The organism is Bradyrhizobium sp. STM 3557 (assembly GCF_045571465.1).
In the GTDB taxonomy this organism is placed as follows: Bacteria; Pseudomonadota; Alphaproteobacteria; order Rhizobiales; family Xanthobacteraceae; genus Bradyrhizobium.
On sequence record NZ_CP120697.1, the window covers coordinates 2126251 to 2142017 of the forward strand.

General features: G+C 65.3%; 14 protein-coding genes. 11 read left to right on the forward strand and 3 right to left on the reverse strand.

All coding sequences use genetic code 11. The features are described 5' to 3' along the window. On the reverse strand, positions 1 to 522 hold the full coding sequence (locus tag P6U24_RS09535) for a DUF6101 family protein (protein ID WP_407158875.1): 522 nt from the start codon (positions 520 to 522) through the stop codon (positions 1 to 3). A 288-nt stretch (positions 523 to 810) separates the two neighbouring features. On the opposite strand from P6U24_RS09535, the gene P6U24_RS09540 reads away from it, so the two are divergent. The 6 genes from P6U24_RS09540 to lpxK all read left to right on the forward strand — a co-directional run bounded on the left by P6U24_RS09540 (position 811) and on the right by lpxK (position 6460). After that, a complete protein-coding gene (locus tag P6U24_RS09540) occupies positions 811 to 2211 on the forward strand; it encodes a TldD/PmbA family protein (protein WP_407158876.1) in 1401 nt (466 codons plus the stop codon). Between the two features lie 73 nt (positions 2212 to 2284). Then, on the forward strand, positions 2285 to 3028 hold the full coding sequence (locus tag P6U24_RS09545; RefSeq protein ID WP_407160406.1) for a 3'(2'),5'-bisphosphate nucleotidase CysQ: 744 nt from the start codon (positions 2285 to 2287) through the stop codon (positions 3026 to 3028). A 128-nt stretch (positions 3029 to 3156) separates the two neighbouring features. Beyond that, positions 3157 to 3408, forward strand: coding sequence for a DUF4170 domain-containing protein (locus tag P6U24_RS09550; protein WP_407158877.1), 252 nt, complete (start codon positions 3157 to 3159; stop codon positions 3406 to 3408). A 17-nt stretch (positions 3409 to 3425) separates the two neighbouring features. Next, positions 3426 to 4142, forward strand: a complete 717-nt coding sequence (locus P6U24_RS09555; RefSeq protein ID WP_407158878.1) for a lysophospholipid acyltransferase family protein — start codon at positions 3426 to 3428, stop codon at positions 4140 to 4142. After that, complete coding sequence (locus P6U24_RS09560; RefSeq protein WP_407158879.1) at positions 4135 to 5439, forward strand: 3-deoxy-D-manno-octulosonic acid transferase; 1305 nt, start codon at positions 4135 to 4137, stop codon at positions 5437 to 5439. Before P6U24_RS09555 ends, P6U24_RS09560 begins: the two co-directional genes overlap by 8 nt. Next, on the forward strand, positions 5432 to 6460 hold the full coding sequence (gene lpxK, locus P6U24_RS09565) for a tetraacyldisaccharide 4'-kinase (protein ID WP_407158880.1): 1029 nt from the start codon (positions 5432 to 5434) through the stop codon (positions 6458 to 6460). The genes P6U24_RS09560 and lpxK overlap by 8 nt, the downstream gene beginning before the upstream one ends. 37 nt (positions 6461 to 6497) lie before the next feature. On the opposite strand, the gene P6U24_RS09570 is transcribed toward lpxK, so the two are convergent. After that, complete coding sequence (locus P6U24_RS09570; RefSeq protein ID WP_407158881.1) at positions 6498 to 6734, reverse strand: DUF2093 domain-containing protein; 237 nt, start codon at positions 6732 to 6734, stop codon at positions 6498 to 6500. A gap of 181 nt (positions 6735 to 6915) precedes the next feature. Here P6U24_RS09570 and P6U24_RS09575 point away from each other — a divergent pair, with 181 nt between their 5' ends. Then, positions 6916 to 7746: a dienelactone hydrolase family protein gene (locus tag P6U24_RS09575; protein ID WP_407160407.1), complete on the forward strand. Its 831-nt coding sequence runs from the start codon at positions 6916 to 6918 to the stop codon at positions 7744 to 7746. Between the two features lie 235 nt (positions 7747 to 7981). Here P6U24_RS09575 and xseA read toward each other — a convergent pair whose 3' ends face one another. Beyond that, a complete protein-coding gene (gene xseA / locus P6U24_RS09580; RefSeq protein ID WP_407158882.1) occupies positions 7982 to 9601 on the reverse strand; it encodes an exodeoxyribonuclease VII large subunit in 1620 nt (539 codons plus the stop codon). A 196-nt stretch (positions 9602 to 9797) separates the two neighbouring features. Here xseA and purD point away from each other — a divergent pair, with 196 nt between their 5' ends. The 4 genes from purD to P6U24_RS09600 all read left to right on the forward strand — a co-directional run bounded on the left by purD (position 9798) and on the right by P6U24_RS09600 (position 15766). Beyond that, the gene (gene purD, locus P6U24_RS09585) at positions 9798 to 11075 is read left to right on the forward strand and encodes a phosphoribosylamine--glycine ligase (protein WP_407158883.1); all 1278 of its coding nucleotides are present in this window, start codon (positions 9798 to 9800) and stop codon (positions 11073 to 11075) included. Positions 11076 to 11288: 213 nt separating this feature from the next. Next, complete coding sequence (locus P6U24_RS09590; RefSeq protein ID WP_407158884.1) at positions 11289 to 14519, forward strand: AAA family ATPase; 3231 nt, start codon at positions 11289 to 11291, stop codon at positions 14517 to 14519. Between the two features lie 51 nt (positions 14520 to 14570). Next, complete coding sequence (locus tag P6U24_RS09595; protein ID WP_407158885.1) at positions 14571 to 15065, forward strand: hypothetical protein; 495 nt, start codon at positions 14571 to 14573, stop codon at positions 15063 to 15065. Continuing rightward, complete coding sequence (locus P6U24_RS09600) at positions 15062 to 15766, forward strand: class I SAM-dependent methyltransferase (protein ID WP_407158886.1); 705 nt, start codon at positions 15062 to 15064, stop codon at positions 15764 to 15766. Before P6U24_RS09595 ends, P6U24_RS09600 begins: the two co-directional genes overlap by 4 nt. Position 15767: the final 1 nt, after the last annotated feature.

Sequence of the window (15767 nt, forward strand, 5' to 3'; positions counted from 1 at the left end):
TTAGTCGCGTGCGATGATCTCACGCTCGCCGCGATAGACCGGCGCGCAAGCCAGCAATTCGCCGCTCTTCCGGCGCACCAGGAAGCGCGGACGGCGCGTGCGAATGACATTGTGCCGGCGGCGACGCGGCGCCGGCTCGTACCCGGCGTCTCGCAGCTGCGGCAGCGCGAAAGTCTCGCTCCACATCTCCCAGGCGTCAGTGATCTCGTCGCGATCGTCGCTGATGCAGAGCGGAATGGTGAGCGAGGGATCGCGATGCACGAGCACCAGCATCTGCGCGTCGTCGACCTCGCGCAGTGCAATGCCGAGGAAGTCGCTGACCCGAACATTGACGGCCATGCGCATGCCGCTGATGGCACGGCGCAGCACCACGCGCTCGCGATGAAGCTCGACCTGCCTGACGCCGCCATCGGCACGGGTGTCGTGCGCGCTGAACGAGAGCGGCAGAGAAAGAGGGTCGAGCCGCGGCATGCGGCCCGACCCGGCGGAATTGCTTCCGCTTGTTGCTGTTTGACGCCTCACGGCCTGGTCTCCCCGCCGGAATTATGTTTCCGGTCGATACGCGCGACCTTGCCATGGGCGGCCTCCGTTTTCGCTTAAGAACCCTGGTTAACCGGGTGTCACCGCACAGGCTCTTGCCGGCATGATTGACAAGACCTTGGCACGCATGATTGACGAGTCCTTGCGGATTTGCCGACAATCTGAAGCGTCCCCGCGCTGAAAACGGCTTGAATCCCACGCCAAACAGGCACATCTGGTGTTGGTTGAGCCGCCTTCAAAAGCCACTTGCAATCGCTCGGGATTCCGTTTGTGACCTCATCACCTTCAGCTACCTCGTCGCGCTCGCCGAAAGCCGTTCATTCCGATCTGTTCGATCAATCGGCGCTCAGCGCGTTGGCCGAACGCCTGGTCGAAGCTGCGCGCAAAGCGGGCGCCGATGCTGCGGACGCGATCGCCGTGCGCGGCGTCTCGCAAGGTGTGGAGGTGCGGGACGGACGTGTCGAGGAATCGGAGCGCTCCGAAGGCGATGATGTCGGCCTGCGGGTGCTGGTCGGGCGGCGCCAGGCGGTGGTCTCCACCAACGACGTCAGCGGCGACGGAGTCGCGCGGCTGGCGGAGCGCGCGGTCGCTATGGCGCGCGTCGCGCCTGACGACAAATATGTCGGCCTTGCCGATTCCGCGCTGCTGGCGCGCGACATTCCCGAACTCGACCTGCTCGATCCGGACATCCCGTCGACCGCGGAACTGGAGCGGCGCGCGCAGGAGGCCGAAGCGGCCGCACTGGCTGTTGCAGGCGTCACGAAGTCGGGCGGCGCTTCGGCGTCCGCAGGCATCGGCGGCATGGTGCTGGTGACGAGCGCCGGCTTCCACGGCAGCTACCTGCGCTCCAGTCAGGGAATCTCGACGACCGCAATCTCGGGCGAAGGCACCGGGATGGAGCGCGACTATGATTACACGTCGGCGCCTCATGCCGACGACCTTTTGCCGCCTGCCAGTGTCGGCCGCAGCGCCGGTGAGCGCGCGGTGGCGCGCGCCAATCCTCGCAAGGTCGAGACCTGCCAGGTGCCGGTCGTGTTCGATCCCCGCGTCTCCGGCTCGCTGGTCGGCCATCTCGTCGGTGCCATCAATGGCGCATCGATCGCGCGCAAGACCAGCTTCTTGAAGGACAAGCTCGGCGCGCAATTGTTTGCCAAGGGCATCCGCATCATCGATGATCCCTTGCGCAAGCGCGGTCTGCGGTCGCAGCCATTCGACGCCGAGGGCGTCGCGGTCAAGCGGCTGGCCCTGGTCGACGACGGCGTGCTGACGACATGGCTCTTGGATTCGGCGACGGGGCGCGAACTCGGAATGGCCACGACCGGCCATGCCCATCGCGGTGTGTCCTCGTCACCCTCACCGGGCCCGTATAATCTGCATCTTGAGGCCGGTAGCGTCACGCCGGCCGACCTGATCTCCGACATCAAGCAGGGCTTCTACGTCACCGACCTGATAGGGTCGGGCGTCAACGGGGTCACCGGCGATTACAGCCGCGGCGCGTCGGGCTTCTGGATCGAGAATGGCAAGACCACCTATGCCGTCAGCGAGGTGACGATCGCCGGCCATCTGTTCGAGATCTTCAAATCGATGGTTCCGGCCAACGATCTGGAGTTCCGCTATGGCGTCAATGCGCCGACCGTGCGTATCGAAGGACTGACGCTTGGCGGACGCTGATCCTGCAGCCATTGCCGATGCGAGCCTGGCCGATACGAGCCTGGCGCGCGATGCGCTTCTCCTGAGAGATACGGTGCGCGAGGCAGGCCAACTCGCGCTGTCGATGTTCGGCACCGATGTGCGCAACTGGATCAAGGGCGCCTCGTCGCCGGTCTCGGAAGCGGACATGGCGACCAATGAGTTGTTGGAACGCCGGCTGCGCCCGGCAAGGCCGGACTATGGCTGGCTCTCCGAGGAGAGCGCCGACGATCAGGCGCGCTTGAGCAAGCGGCGGGTCTGGATCGTCGATCCGATCGACGGCACGCGCTCCTATCTGGCCGGTCGCAGCGACTGGTGCGTCAGTGTCGCGCTGGTCGAGGACGCCGCGCCGATTCTCGCCGCGGTCTTTGTTCCGGTCAGCGACGAGTTCTTCTTCGCCGCGCGCGGGCAGGGCACGACGCTCAACGGCGTGAAGGTTCGCGCCGCCTCCGGCACCGCGCTCGACTTCTTGCGTGTGGCCGGGCCGAAACCGCTGGTTGAGCGCCTCGCCTCGTCGAAAGAGATCACGCTTCATCCGCGAATCGGCTCGCTCGCGCTGCGTCTGTGCCGGGTCGCGCATGGAGCGCTCGACGCCGCTTTCGCAGGCGGACAAAGCCGCGATTGGGACCTTGCGGCGGCTCATTTGATCGTGCAGGAAGCGGATGGTAGTATGACGGCATTGTCGGGCGACACGATCCGCTATAATCGTCCGGACGTGGTGCACGGAATTCTAGTGGCAGCGGGGCGCGATCGACATGCCGATATCGTCACGCATTTCCGAGCCGGTTCGCAGCCCTGACGGTCTCCGTCGCGCCACACGGAAGTCCAGGATTTCTACGGTCCTTTGCAGCCGAACCTCATCTCCGGATTATTGCGGGGACGAGCTTCGGAGCGCGGGACATTTGCGTCGATTTAGGAACGACATTCATGCCAGATAGCGCCCCGCAGCAGTTGCTTCATCTCGTCATCGGCGGCGAGCTCGTCAGCCTCGACAAGAACGAGTTCAAGGACCTCGACAAGGTTGAGATCGTGGGTGTCTTCCCGAACTACGCGACTGCCTATGTGGCCTGGAAAGCCAAGGCGCAGCAGACCGTCGACAACGCGCACATGCGCTACTTCATCGTGCATCTGCACCGGCTGCTCGACCCGGCCCAAGATACCAAGCAAGCCACCAAGTAAGACACGAAGCCCGCGCATTGAAAAAACTGCTTCGTAATACGCTGCGCAGCAACTGGTTCCAGCGCGCCGTCGGGTTTCTCGCAGCCGAGTATCTGCGTCTGGTGTGGCGGACCAACCGGTTCACCTACGAGCCGGCGGACGTCTATGCGATCGTCGAGCCGCAGATGCCGGCGATCTTTGCGTTCTGGCATGGCCAGCATTTCATGACGCCGTTCATCAAGACCAAGGCGAGCTATCACGCCAAGGTCCTGATCTCGCGGCACCGCGACGGCGAGTTCAACGCGGTCGCGGCCGAGCGGCTCGGCATCGGCACCATCAGGGGCTCCGGCGATCACGGCTCGGCGTTCCACCGCAAAGGTGGCGTGGGCGCTTTCAAGGAGATGGTGCGCGCGCTCGAGGAGAAATATAATGTTGCGCTGACGGCAGATGTGCCGAAACGCGCGCGGGTTGCGGGTTTGGGCATCATCATGCTGGCGCGAGAGTCCGGACGGCCGATCATGCCTTTTGCGATGGTCACCAGCCGGTTCATTCGGTTGAAGAATTGGGACAGCACCACCGTTAATCTGCCGTTCGGTCGCGGCGCGCTGGTGGGAATCAAGGAAATCAATGTGCCGCACGACGCGGACGCTGCGACCATGGAGCAGCTTCGCGTCGAGCTCGAAGCGACGTTGAACGAGGCAACGCGTCGTGCTTATGAGATCATCGGTCGCCCCGACGAGTACCCTCATGGCTGATACGCTGCCGATGGCATTGCGCGTCTACCGCGGATTGTCGTCGGCTGCGGCACCGCTTGCTCCGGCGCTGATCAGGCAGCGCCTGAAGCGCGGCAAGGAGGACCCGGCGCGCACCGACGAGCGTCGCGGGCTCAGCCACGATGCGCGCCCGAAAGGGCCGTTGATCTGGATCCACGGCGCGAGCGTAGGCGAGGTACTCGCCGCGGCGGCGCTGATCGAGCGGCTGCGCGCGTCGAACCTGCGCATTCTCGTCACCTCCGGCACGGTGACGTCGGCCGCCATCGTGGCCCGACGCTTTCCCTCCGACGTCATCCACCAATACGTGCCTTACGACGCGCCGCGCTTCGTGCAGCGCTTCCTCGATCATTGGCGGCCCTCGCTGGCGCTGTTCATCGAATCCGACCTGTGGCCGAACCTGATCCTGGCTGGCGCTGCGCGGCGGCTGCCGATGGTGCTGATCAACGGGCGCATGTCGCAGCGCTCGTTCCCGCGCTGGCAGCGGATGTCGCGCAGCATCTCGGCGCTGCTCGGCAGCTTCGAACTCTGTCTCACCCAGTCGCGCACCGACGCCGAGCGCTTTGCCGCGCTGGGCGGACGCAACGTGCTGACCACCGGCAACCTCAAGCTCGACGTGCCGGCACCGCCGGCCGATCCAGCCCGGCTCGAACGGCTCGCGGCGATGACGCGCGGCCGGCCGGTGATCGTGGCGGCCTCGACCCATCCCGGCGAGGAGGAGGTCATCATTGCCGCCCACAAGTCGCTATCAGGCTTCTTTCCGGCGCTGCTCACCGTGATCGTTCCACGCCATCCCAATCGCGGTCCGGCGGTGGCGCAGCTCGTGGCGAGCTCGGGCCTGCAGCCTGCCTTGCGCTCGCGCGAGCAGCAGCCTTTGGCCGAGACCGACATCTATGTCGCCGATACGATGGGCGAGCTCGGTCTGTTCTATCGGCTCGCCCCGATCGTGTTCATGGGCGGCTCGCTGGTCGAGCATGGCGGGCAGAATCCGATCGAGGCCATCAAGCTTGGCGCCGCGATCGTGCATGGTCCGCACGTCTTCAACTTCAGCGACGTCTATGAAGCGCTGGATCGTGCCGGCGGCGCCCGGGTGGCCGACGGCCGCGAGGCTCTGGTGAGGCATCTTGGCCAGTTGCTCGACGACGCCGATGCGCGGAGCACGCTGGTGGGCGCAGGCGAGCGCATCGTCGCCCAGCTCGGCGGCGCGCTCGATCGCACGCTGTCCGCGCTCGAGCCGTATCTGCTGCAGGTCCGGCTCGAGATGGGAGCGGCCGATGCGTGAGCCGGCCTTCTGGCATCGGCCGTCCTCGCTCACGTCACATCTGCTCCGCCCGCTCTCCGCGCTCTATGGCGCCGTCGCCGCGCATCGCCTGCAGCGCACCGGCCTTGATGCCGGCATTCCCGTGATCTGCGTCGGCAACTATCATGTCGGGGGCGCCGGCAAGACGCCGACCGTGCTGGCGCTCGTCGCGATGCTGCGCGAGCTCGGCGAGCGGCCGGTGGTGCTGAGCCGTGGCTACGGCGGACGGCTGCGCGGGCCTATCATCGTCGATCCCGCAAGGCACGGCGCGGCCGATGTCGGTGACGAGCCGCTGATGATGGCGGATCATGTCGCGGTGACGGTCGCGCGCGACCGTGCCGACGGCGTCGCGCTGGCGAAATCGCAAGGCGCCAGCGTGATCCTGATGGACGATGGCTTCCAGAACCCGGCGATCGCCAAGGACGCCAGCCTGATCGTGATCGACAGCGAGCGCGGCCTCGGCAATGGACGCGTGTTTCCCGCAGGTCCCCTGCGCGCACCGCTGTCGCCACAGTTTGCGCGCACCGATGCGCTGGTCGTGATCGGCGCGGGACATGCGAGCGATGCGGTCGCCTCAGCGGTTGCCGCGCGCGGCAAGCCGGTGCTGGCGGCGCGGCTGCAGCCTGCGGCGGACACGGTGGCAGCGCTCAAAGGGAAGCCTGTGCTGGCCTTTGCCGGGATCGGCGATCCCGACCGCTTCTTCCGGACGCTGCGGGCTAGCGGCATCGAGGTGAAGCGGGAGCAGGCCTTCGCTGATCATCATCCGTTCGAGCGCGCCGAGGTCGAGCAACTCGTGGCCGAGGCGGATCGGCTAGGCTTGACGCCGGTGACGACGGAGAAGGATTTGGTGCGACTTCGCACCCAGACCGTGCTGGCGTCATTGGCGACGCAGATCGTGTCCTTCCCGGTAACGCTCGCGTTTAACGATGAAGCAGGGGTGCGGCGCTTGCTGGCCGATAGCCTGTTCGAGGCGCGTCAGAAGGTATTTCGAAACGCCGGCTGAGCCAGGTTGGTCGAGGCCGGACGTGCTGGCGAGCCGTTCAGCCCTGTTGCTCCTGTGCCTTCAGAGCGCCGGGAAAATGCCGCTGTAGCACCGCATTCGGTATCGCATAGGCCTCCTGCAGGTCCACGCTCCAGTATTTCAACTCATCGAGCGGGATCCGCACATCCGTCACCGCGCAGCGCACATAGGTGCCGGGCGAGATCACCCGGAAATCGCCGTCCAGATACTGCACCTGCGCTTCGCCATGGCCCGAGGGACTAAACTTGTTCAGCACGACCGCTGTCTCCGATTGAGTGCGCGCCGTTTCCGGCATCGACAGGAATTGTTGAGGATCCGTAACATAGATAGGCCCCCATGTCGCTTCCGCAAACCCACTGATTTGTGATGTTCGCACCTCATGCCGCATGGTAGCTAAGGTGCGGATCGTCTGCCGTTTTCTCCGCGTCTAACGCTTGATGCGATTGCTTGCCACCATCGCCGCTCTGCTGCTCTATGCCGTGCTTCCGCTCGCGGATGCGCAGCCGTTGCCGCCTGCGAGCGCGATCGACATTCCCAGCGGCAACAGCATTCTGCATGCGCAGCTCTACAAACCCGCCGGGGACGGCCCGTTTCCGACCGTGATCGCGTTGCATGGCTGCGGGGGGCTCTCCGGCCATTCCGAACCCGTGCTGCCGCGCTATCGCGATTGGGCCGAGGAATTGGTGAAGGACGGCAAGGCCGTGTTGCTGCCGGATAGCTATGGCTCGCGCGGGCTCGGCCCGCAATGCCGGGTCAAGGAGCGGCACATCAGCGGCCGCCGCGACCGCGTCGCCGATATCGTGGCGGCACGGAAGTGGCTGGCGCAGCAGTCCTGGGCGATGCCGGACCGCATCAGCCTGATCGGCTGGGCCAGCGGTGCCAGCGCGCTGCTCTGGGCGGTGCGTCCGCAGTTGCCCGATCATGTCGAGCCGGATTTCCGCGCGGCGATCGCCTTCTATCCGGATTGCCGCGCATCCTCCGGGCTTGGATGGAGCGCGCGGGTGCCGACCCTGGTGCTGATTGGCGGCAAGGACGATGTCTCCTCGCCGCCGGCCTGTCGGCAGATGATCGACGGCGCCCGCGGCCGCAGCGCGCTGACGCGGATCGTGGTCTATCCCGGCGCCTATCACGATTTCGACCGGATCAATTTACCGGTGCATGCGATCGCAAGCACTGACGCGGCTGTGCCCGAGCGCGGCCATGTCGGCTCCGACCCCGAGGCGCGCGCCGATGCGCAGAAGCTGGTCGCGGATTGGCTGGCGCGCTGATCGCGATGCTTGCGCTTAGGGGGTAATCTAGACTAGCGCGGCAGCGAAGGTTCACCTCTCCCGTTGGGAGAGGTCGGATTGCATCGTCAGATGCAATCCGGGTGAGGGGTCACAGTCTCCTCTTGAGCCCAGCGCCCCCTCACCCGATCGCTCATTGCATTCGCGATCGACCTTTCCCCGCTGGGGAGAGGTGAACCGCAGCTGCGGCTGGCACTTTGATTCAATTGCTTTTGATCTAAAACAGGCTGCCCTGATCGGCAGGGTCGCGCGTGCGCTTTGGCGCAGCCGGCTTGGCCTCCCGCGCCGGCCTCGGCTGGCTCGGAGGTACGGCAGTCGGCGCAGGCCGGTCGGCGCCTGCGGTTGCAGCCACGCGGCCATCGGCGAACTCGATCGACAGCGCTGCGCCTGGGCCGATGCTCGCGGCATTGTGCAGCGGGTGGCCGGCCTCGTCGCGCACCAGCGCAAAGCCGCGCGCCAGCACGCTGCGGTAGGATAGCGCCGTCAGCAGCTTGGCGTCGTTGTCGACCCGCGCCGACAGTCGTTGCAGCGAGGTGAGCAGGGCGCGGCGCGCGCGCTCAGTGAGCCGCAGCGTCCGCTCGCGGTCGCGGGCGATCGCCTGGCGCTGGGCCTGCGCGTTGGCGAGCTTGGACGCCTTCAGCCGTGCGCATAGACCCTCATGACGGTCACGCCGACGCCGCAGCAGCGCGCGCGCCGACAAGGACAGCCGCTCGGCCGAGGCCACCAGGCGGTGATCGGCCTGCGCGATTTGCGCATGCAGCACCCGCAGTGTGAGCCGGGCGCTGGCGGCGGCGAACTGACGGAAGTGCACATGCGTGTTGGTCTTGAGCGCGCGGGGCAGGGCGCCTGTCGCTGCATCGAGCCGCTGGCGCGGAATTGCGAGCAGGTCGCTGGCGGCAGGCAAAGCGCGTGCAGCGGCGCGTAGCTCGTTGCGGCGGCTTTCCTGGCAACGCTGCCAGCACATGCGGGTGCGGCGGCCGAGGCTCTCGACCTCAGCCATCAAATCGCTGCGCACGGGCACGGCCATCTCGGCCGCCGCGGTCGGCGTCGGCGCGCGCCTGTCGGAGGCGAAGTCGATCAGGGTGACGTCGGTCTCGTGGCCGACCGCCGAGATTAGCGGGATCATGCTCTCCGCGGCGGCGCGGACCACGATCTCCTCGTTGAACGACCACAGGTCCTCCAGCGAACCGCCGCCGCGCGCGACGATCAGCACGTCGGGCCGCGGAATCCGCCCGTGCTCAGGCAGCGCGTTGAAGCCGCGGATCGCGGCCGCAACCTGCTCGGCCGAGTCGTCGCCCTGCACCTTCACCGGCCACACCAGGACGCGCCTCGGGAAACGATCCTCCAGCCGATGCAGGATGTCGCGGATCACGGCGCCGGTCGGCGAGGTGACCACGCCGATCACCTCCGGCAGCCAGGGCAGTTCCTGCTTGCGCGCCGGATCGAACAGGCCTTCGGCGCCGAGCTTCCTCTTGCGCTCCTCCATCAGCGCCATCAGCGCGCCGATGCCGGCCGGCTCCAGCGCCTCGATCACGATCTGGTATTTCGAGGAATTCGGATAGGTGGTGAGCTTGCCGGTCGCGATCACCTCGAGCCCTTCCTGGGGCTTGCAGCGCATCCGGACATGCACGCCCTTCCAGATCACGGCCTCGATCTTGGCGCCCTCGTCCTTCAGCGCGAAATAGCAATGGCCGGAGGAGTGGGCGCCGCGAAAACCGGTGATCTCGCCGCGCACCCGGACATGGCCGAACCGGTCCTCCACGGTGCGCTTCAGCGCGCCGGAGAGCTCGGAGACGGTAAATTCGGGCGCGTTGAGCAGGGCTTCCGCAGGGGCCATTCGGGTGATTCGGTCTGTGTCGACAGCCCCATAGTTAAGAAGTTTGGGCGCCCCCCGCCAATCATATTCTCCCCAAGGCCACAGGGCTTTGGCCGGCTGGCGGGGACAAGTTGGCGGCGATGTGCGTCCCCCTTGCGGGCCGGCCGGGTTTCGTGCTTCGGACGCCGGTATCCCTCTTTAAGCGACGGCGTCACACATGCACATTCTCCTGATCGGTTCCGGTGGCCGTGAACATGCTCTCGCCTGGAAGATCGCCGCCTCCCCGCTGCTGAGCAAGCTCTGGTGCGCCCCCGGCAATGCGGGCATCGCCAAGGAGGCCGAATGCGTGGCGCTCGACGTCGCCAACCACGCCGCCGTGATCGACTTCTGCCGGGCGAACAAGGTCGACCTCGTCGTGGTCGGGCCGGAGACGCCGCTGGCCGCCGGCATCGTCGATGATCTCGGTGCCGCCGGCATCAAGGCGTTCGGGCCGAGCAGATCGGCGGCGCAGCTCGAAGGCTCCAAGGGCTTCACCAAGGATCTCTGCAGCGAGTTCAACATCCCGACCGGCGCCTATCGCCGCTTCACCAACGCTGCCGATGCGCTGGCCTATGTGCGGGCGCAGGGCGCACCGATCGTGGTCAAGGCGGATGGGCTCGCGGCCGGCAAGGGCGTCGTGGTGGCGAAAACGCTGGCAGAAGCGGAAGCCGCCATCGAGATGATGTTCGGCGGCGGCTTCGGCGCCGCGGGCGCCGAGGTCGTGATCGAGGAGTTTTTGGAGGGCCGCGAGGTCTCGTTCTTTGCGCTGTGCGACGGCGATACCGCGATCCCGCTCGCCTCGGCGCAGGACCATAAGCGTGTGTTCGATCATGACGAGGGGCCGAATACCGGCGGGATGGGCGCCTACTCGCCGGCGCCGTTCGTGACCGCAGAGGTCCACGACCAGATCATGCAGCGGATCATCCTGCCGACCATCGCCGGCATGAAGGCGCGTGGCATGCCGTTCAAGGGCATCCTTTATGCCGGGCTGATGCTGACCGCGCAGGGCCCAAAACTGTTCGAATACAATGTCCGTTTCGGCGATCCCGAATGCCAGGTCCTGATGCTCAGGATGATGTCGGATCTGGTGCCGGCCATGCTGGCGGCGTGCGACGGGCAGCTCAGGAATTTCGACTTGCGCTGGTTTCCGGAGGCCGCCGTTACGGTGGTCATGGCCGCGAAGGGCTATCCTGGCGACTACAAAAAAGGCGGGGTCATCGACGGGCTCGATGAGGCTGCTAGTATCCAGGGTGTCGAGATATTCCACGCCGGCACGGTGGCGAAGGACGGTGCCATCATCGCCAATGGCGGTCGCGTGCTGAACGTCTGTGCCTCGGCCGCGACCGTGACAGAGGCGCAGGCCCGTGCCTATCAGGCCGTGGATCGCATCCGATGGGTCGACGGCTTCTGCCGCCGGGACATCGCCTGGCAGGCGGTGGAAGCTGAAAGAGGCTGAGATTCGGGGGCAAGTCGCCGCTGCGATGCTTTCAGCAGGTTTTTTGAGTGATGATATGATGTCGGAGCGCTTTCGATCCAATGGAGGCGTGATCGACAGCGCTTGTTGACCGGACCGATTGGGTACTTTGTCCGGTCCGAGAATTATGCCAAGTGATGGATGGTCCTCACCGCTCGATCCGGGGGGAGCAATTCCGCCATGGAAGGAGGGGCCATGGAATGCGCGCGGTGCGGGAGGCAGAACCAAGCGGGGAGTACATCCTGCGATCTCTGCGGCGCCCCGCTCGGGCTGAAATGCGAGGCGTGCGATCACGTCAACGCCGAGAGCAATCGCTTCTGCGGGCAATGCGGCTCTGCTCTGCCGGGTCGCTCAGTGCTTCCGGATCAATCCGCCCAACGCGTGCTGCGGAGCCTGAGCAGCAAGGGCGGCGAGCGCAAGCGCTTGACGGTGCTGTTTGCCGACATCCGGGATTCGACGCAACTGATCGACAGTCTCGGCGATCCCGAGCTCGCGATGCAGCGCCTCGATCCGGTGCTCAGCCTCATGAAGGATGCCGTTCATCGCTATGAAGGCATCGTCAACAAGGTACAGGGCGATGGCGTCATGGCGCTGTTCGGGGCTCCCGTGCCGCACGAGGATCATGCCGTTCGCGGCTGCCTGGGCGCATTGGCGATGCAGGACTCGATTGCCCGCCTTTCCGATCCGCACCTGCAGATTCGCGTCGGGCTTCACACGGGCGAGGTGATCGTCCAGGTCGTCGAAAACAGCATGTACCAGACCTACGATGCGGCGGGCGCGAATGTGCACCTCGCCAATCGGCTGGAGCACATGGCGGAGCCCGGGACGATCCTGATCAGTAGGGATACTTATGCCGGTGCCAAGCAATTCGTCGAGGTGGAGCCGCTCGGCGTCCACACCGTTCGGGGCATCGCATCGCCGGTCGCCATCTTCAAGCTGACCGGCCGCCTCAATGCTGCGGCTAGCGACGTCTTCCGCAGCGGCCAGCGCCTGCTTCCGCTGATCGGGCGCGATGCTCAGCTCAAGGTGCTTGAACGCGAATTAGCGAACGTCCTGGAAGGGCGAGGAAGCGTGGTCGGCGTCGTCGGCGAGGCCGGTATCGGCAAGAGCCGGCTGTGCTTCGAATTTGCGGAAGGTTGCCGGCGGCAGGGTATCCGCGTCTACGAAGCGCGCGTGCTCGCACATGGCCGCGCCACGCCATTCCAGCCCATTCTGGAGCTGTTGCGTGATTTCTTCGGCATCCGTCCGAAGGATTCGGCCGAAGCATCGCGCCAGCGTGTCTGCGAAAAGCTCGCCGAGATGTCGGTGGGCGAGCCCTCGGCGCTGCTGCTGCTCGAGTTCATGGGGCTTGCCGATCCTGCCCGTCCAGCGCCCAAGCTCGATCCAGGCGTGCTGAAGACGCGGCTGCTGAATCTGGTCCAGAGCTTGTTTCGGACCGCGCCCGCGGACGGCGCCGCAGTGATCCTGATCGAAGACCTGCATTGGATCGACGAGGCCAGCGAGGAATTCGTCAAGGCGCTTGCCGAGGCGACGATCGGCACGAGGCGGTTGCTGCTCGTCAACTACCGGCCGGGCTTTGCCGCATCCTTCATGCAACAGACCGCATTCCACGAGGTGCATATCGTTCCGCTCGGCTCCGAGGAGGCGCAGGAGCTGTTGCGTGGCATGTTCGGAGAAGACCCGTCGCTGACGGGACTCAGCCGCAACATCGTGGAGCGCGCGCAGGGCAATCCGTTCTTCCTCGAGGAGCTGGCGAGCGCCGTTTCGGAAAGCGGCGATTTCGAGGGCGAGCGTGGGGCCTATCGGCTGAAGGGTGATCCCGCTGCGATCCCGCTGCCTGCAACGGTGCAGGCGGTGATCGCAGCCCGCATCGATCGTCTCGGCGATACGGCCAAGAGCGTACTGGAAGCGGCCGCGGTGATCGGGCGCTCGATCGCCCTGGCGGTGCTCAAACCGGTCGCCGGGCTTGCGGATGCAGACCTGTTCGATGCGATCGCACAGCTCCAGCAGGCCGAGCTGCTTTATGATCTGCCGCCCTTCGACATGGGCGTGCTCGCCTTCCGCCATCCGCTGATCCAGGAGGTCGCCTATGCCATGCAGCTGCGCTCGCGCCTTGCAACGCTGCATGCGGCCACGGCAAGGACGATCGAAAACCTCGGCTGGGGCAATCAGGATGAATTCGCCGGCCTGATCGCGTCGCACTATGAGGCGGCCGGACAGACGATGCCTGCCATCGAGCATCTGCAGCGCGCAGCGCGATGGATCGGCCGCACCAATACGGCCGAGGCGCTGCGGCTGTGGAAGAAGATCCGGACGATGCTGCAGGATCAGCCGCAATCCGGGCATGTCGACCGCTTGCGCGCGCTTGCGAGCGGGCAGATTTTGAACTGCGGCTGGCGCGAGGGCATGTCGGCCGATGAGGTCAAGCCTTACGCCGAAGAAGCGCTCCGCTATGCCCGCTCCTCCGACAAGATGCACGAGCCGATCCTGATCGGCGCCTATGGACGGGTTCTGGCTTCGACCGGTGCCGCCGACGACTACGTCAACCTGGTGCAGGATGCGGTCAAACTGACCTCCGAAGAGGGAGATGTCGGTCGCTATGCTACCGTCAATGCGATGCTGGCGCAGGCGTTCTTCATGTCGGGGCGCCTCAATGAGGCATTGAATGCAGCCGAAACTGCGCAGGCCGCAATCGCCCGGCAGAGCGGCTTCGACAGCGACGTGACCCTCGGCCTGAACCCCAACCAGATTCTCGGGTTCGACGTCGAATATTGGATCAAATGCCTGAGGGCACGAATCCTGCTGCAACTCGGCCGCTTCGCGGAGCTGGAGATTCAGCTCTTTGAATTGTTCGACAGAGCCCCTGAGCAGCTGGCGCCGGTCGTCCGGTTCATTCCTCATTTCGCCTCGGTCGAGCTGGCCTGGGCGCTCGGCAATGATGACCTTCTCCGCCGACACACTTCCGAAGTGACCAAGATCGCGGACCAGTCGGACATGCCCTACATCCGGATCGTCGCCCTCTGGTGCGGCAGCTTGGCGGATGCGACCCGCGGCGATCTGGCGACCGCGATCGATAAGCTGCGCGAAACCATCGACTACGCACGTCGCGCCCGAGCCGGGCTTGAATTTGAGGCGCGCATGCTCGCGGCTTGTGCCGATCTTCTCTATCGTGCCGCACGCCTCGATGAAGCGCTCGACGCCTCCCGCCAGGCCGTCGATGTGGGCCGGCGTCGCACGGATCGAATCGCCGAGCTGTTGGGATCGCTGCTGCTCGGTCTTGTCCGTGCATCGAGATCGACGCTTGCCGATGACCACGAGGCGCGCGCAATGCTCGCGCACTCGGAGCAGCTGTTAGATGTTTCGGGGGCCGGACTCTATCAGCCCCTGTTGATGGAGCTGCGGTCCTCACTTGAACACGCGAGATGAGTCGAGCAGAATACCGTTGTTTATGATGACCAATTGATTGGGAGATAATCGATGGGAGCAATGATCAAGGACAGCACGACACTTGATATTGTCGTGCAGCTCAACAAGCGTTTCGACTCTGATGCTTTGGCCGAAATGGTTGAGCTGCAACGTGAATTTGGAGTGTTTTCCCTCCGGCACAGTCTGCAGCAATCCTTCGCATTGCTGGGAATCGTCCCAGCCGACTGGTCGGAGCGGCGGCGCTGGTACAAATTCCTCGAATTTCTCAAGACCTACTCATCCGACCTCTCCAACGTGAATGGTCATGATCGCGTCATCAAGGCCTTCCAGGACAATCTGGAATCCGAGAAGCCGCTCCCGATTTCGATCGTCTGTCATGCGGCCGCCGACGACCCGCGGGTGACCGTGTCGGAAGGCCGGCCGGTGGTGTTTTCGCTGGACACCCACGTGATGGTTTCCATTCCGACGACGCCGGGCCGCGAGGCGCGCAAGCAGGCCGCCGAGACCGCGCGGGTCAGGCGGGTGGAAAAGCGCAGCAAGAAATGAGCGCGCCCGCGGGCAGCGGCGCCAAACGCGACGCGCTGCTCGGCGCGATCGGCTCAGACGTCGATGCCTACTACACCGCGCGGGTCGCACGTCATGGTGCGACGCCGCTCGGCGTCGATTGGTCCTGTCAGGCGACGCAGGCGCTCCGCTTTGTACAGCTGCTCAAGCTGTGCGATTTCACTAAGCCGTTCAGCCTGAATGATCTCGGCTGCGGCTACGGCGCGCTGGTGCCTTTCCTGAGCGCACGTCATTCCGGCTGCGAGGTCGACTATCTCGGTATTGACTTGTCCCGTGCCATGATCGGTCGGGCGCGGCGCCGCTTTGCCGGGCCGCAGCGCCGCTTCATCGTGGGCGCGAAGAGCCCCCGCATTGCCGATTACTCGGTCGCCAGCGGCATCATGAACGTCAATGTCGGCTATTCGCGGCAGGATTGGGAGACGTTCGTTAGATCCATGCTGCGGCAGATGCGCGAAAGCAGCCGACGGGGCTTTGCAGTCAATTTCATGATGGCAGGACCGGAGGAGGCGGATGACGAGAGCGGCGTGACCCGGCTGTATCGAACCACGCCGGAGCCTTGGATGCGATTTTGCGAGATCGAGCTGCAATGCAGGGTCGAGCTGATCAGCAACTACGGTATGAAGGAATTTACTCTGCTGGTCCGTTGCGATGCCGCTGCCGCACCGAATACGTTGCAACAATAGG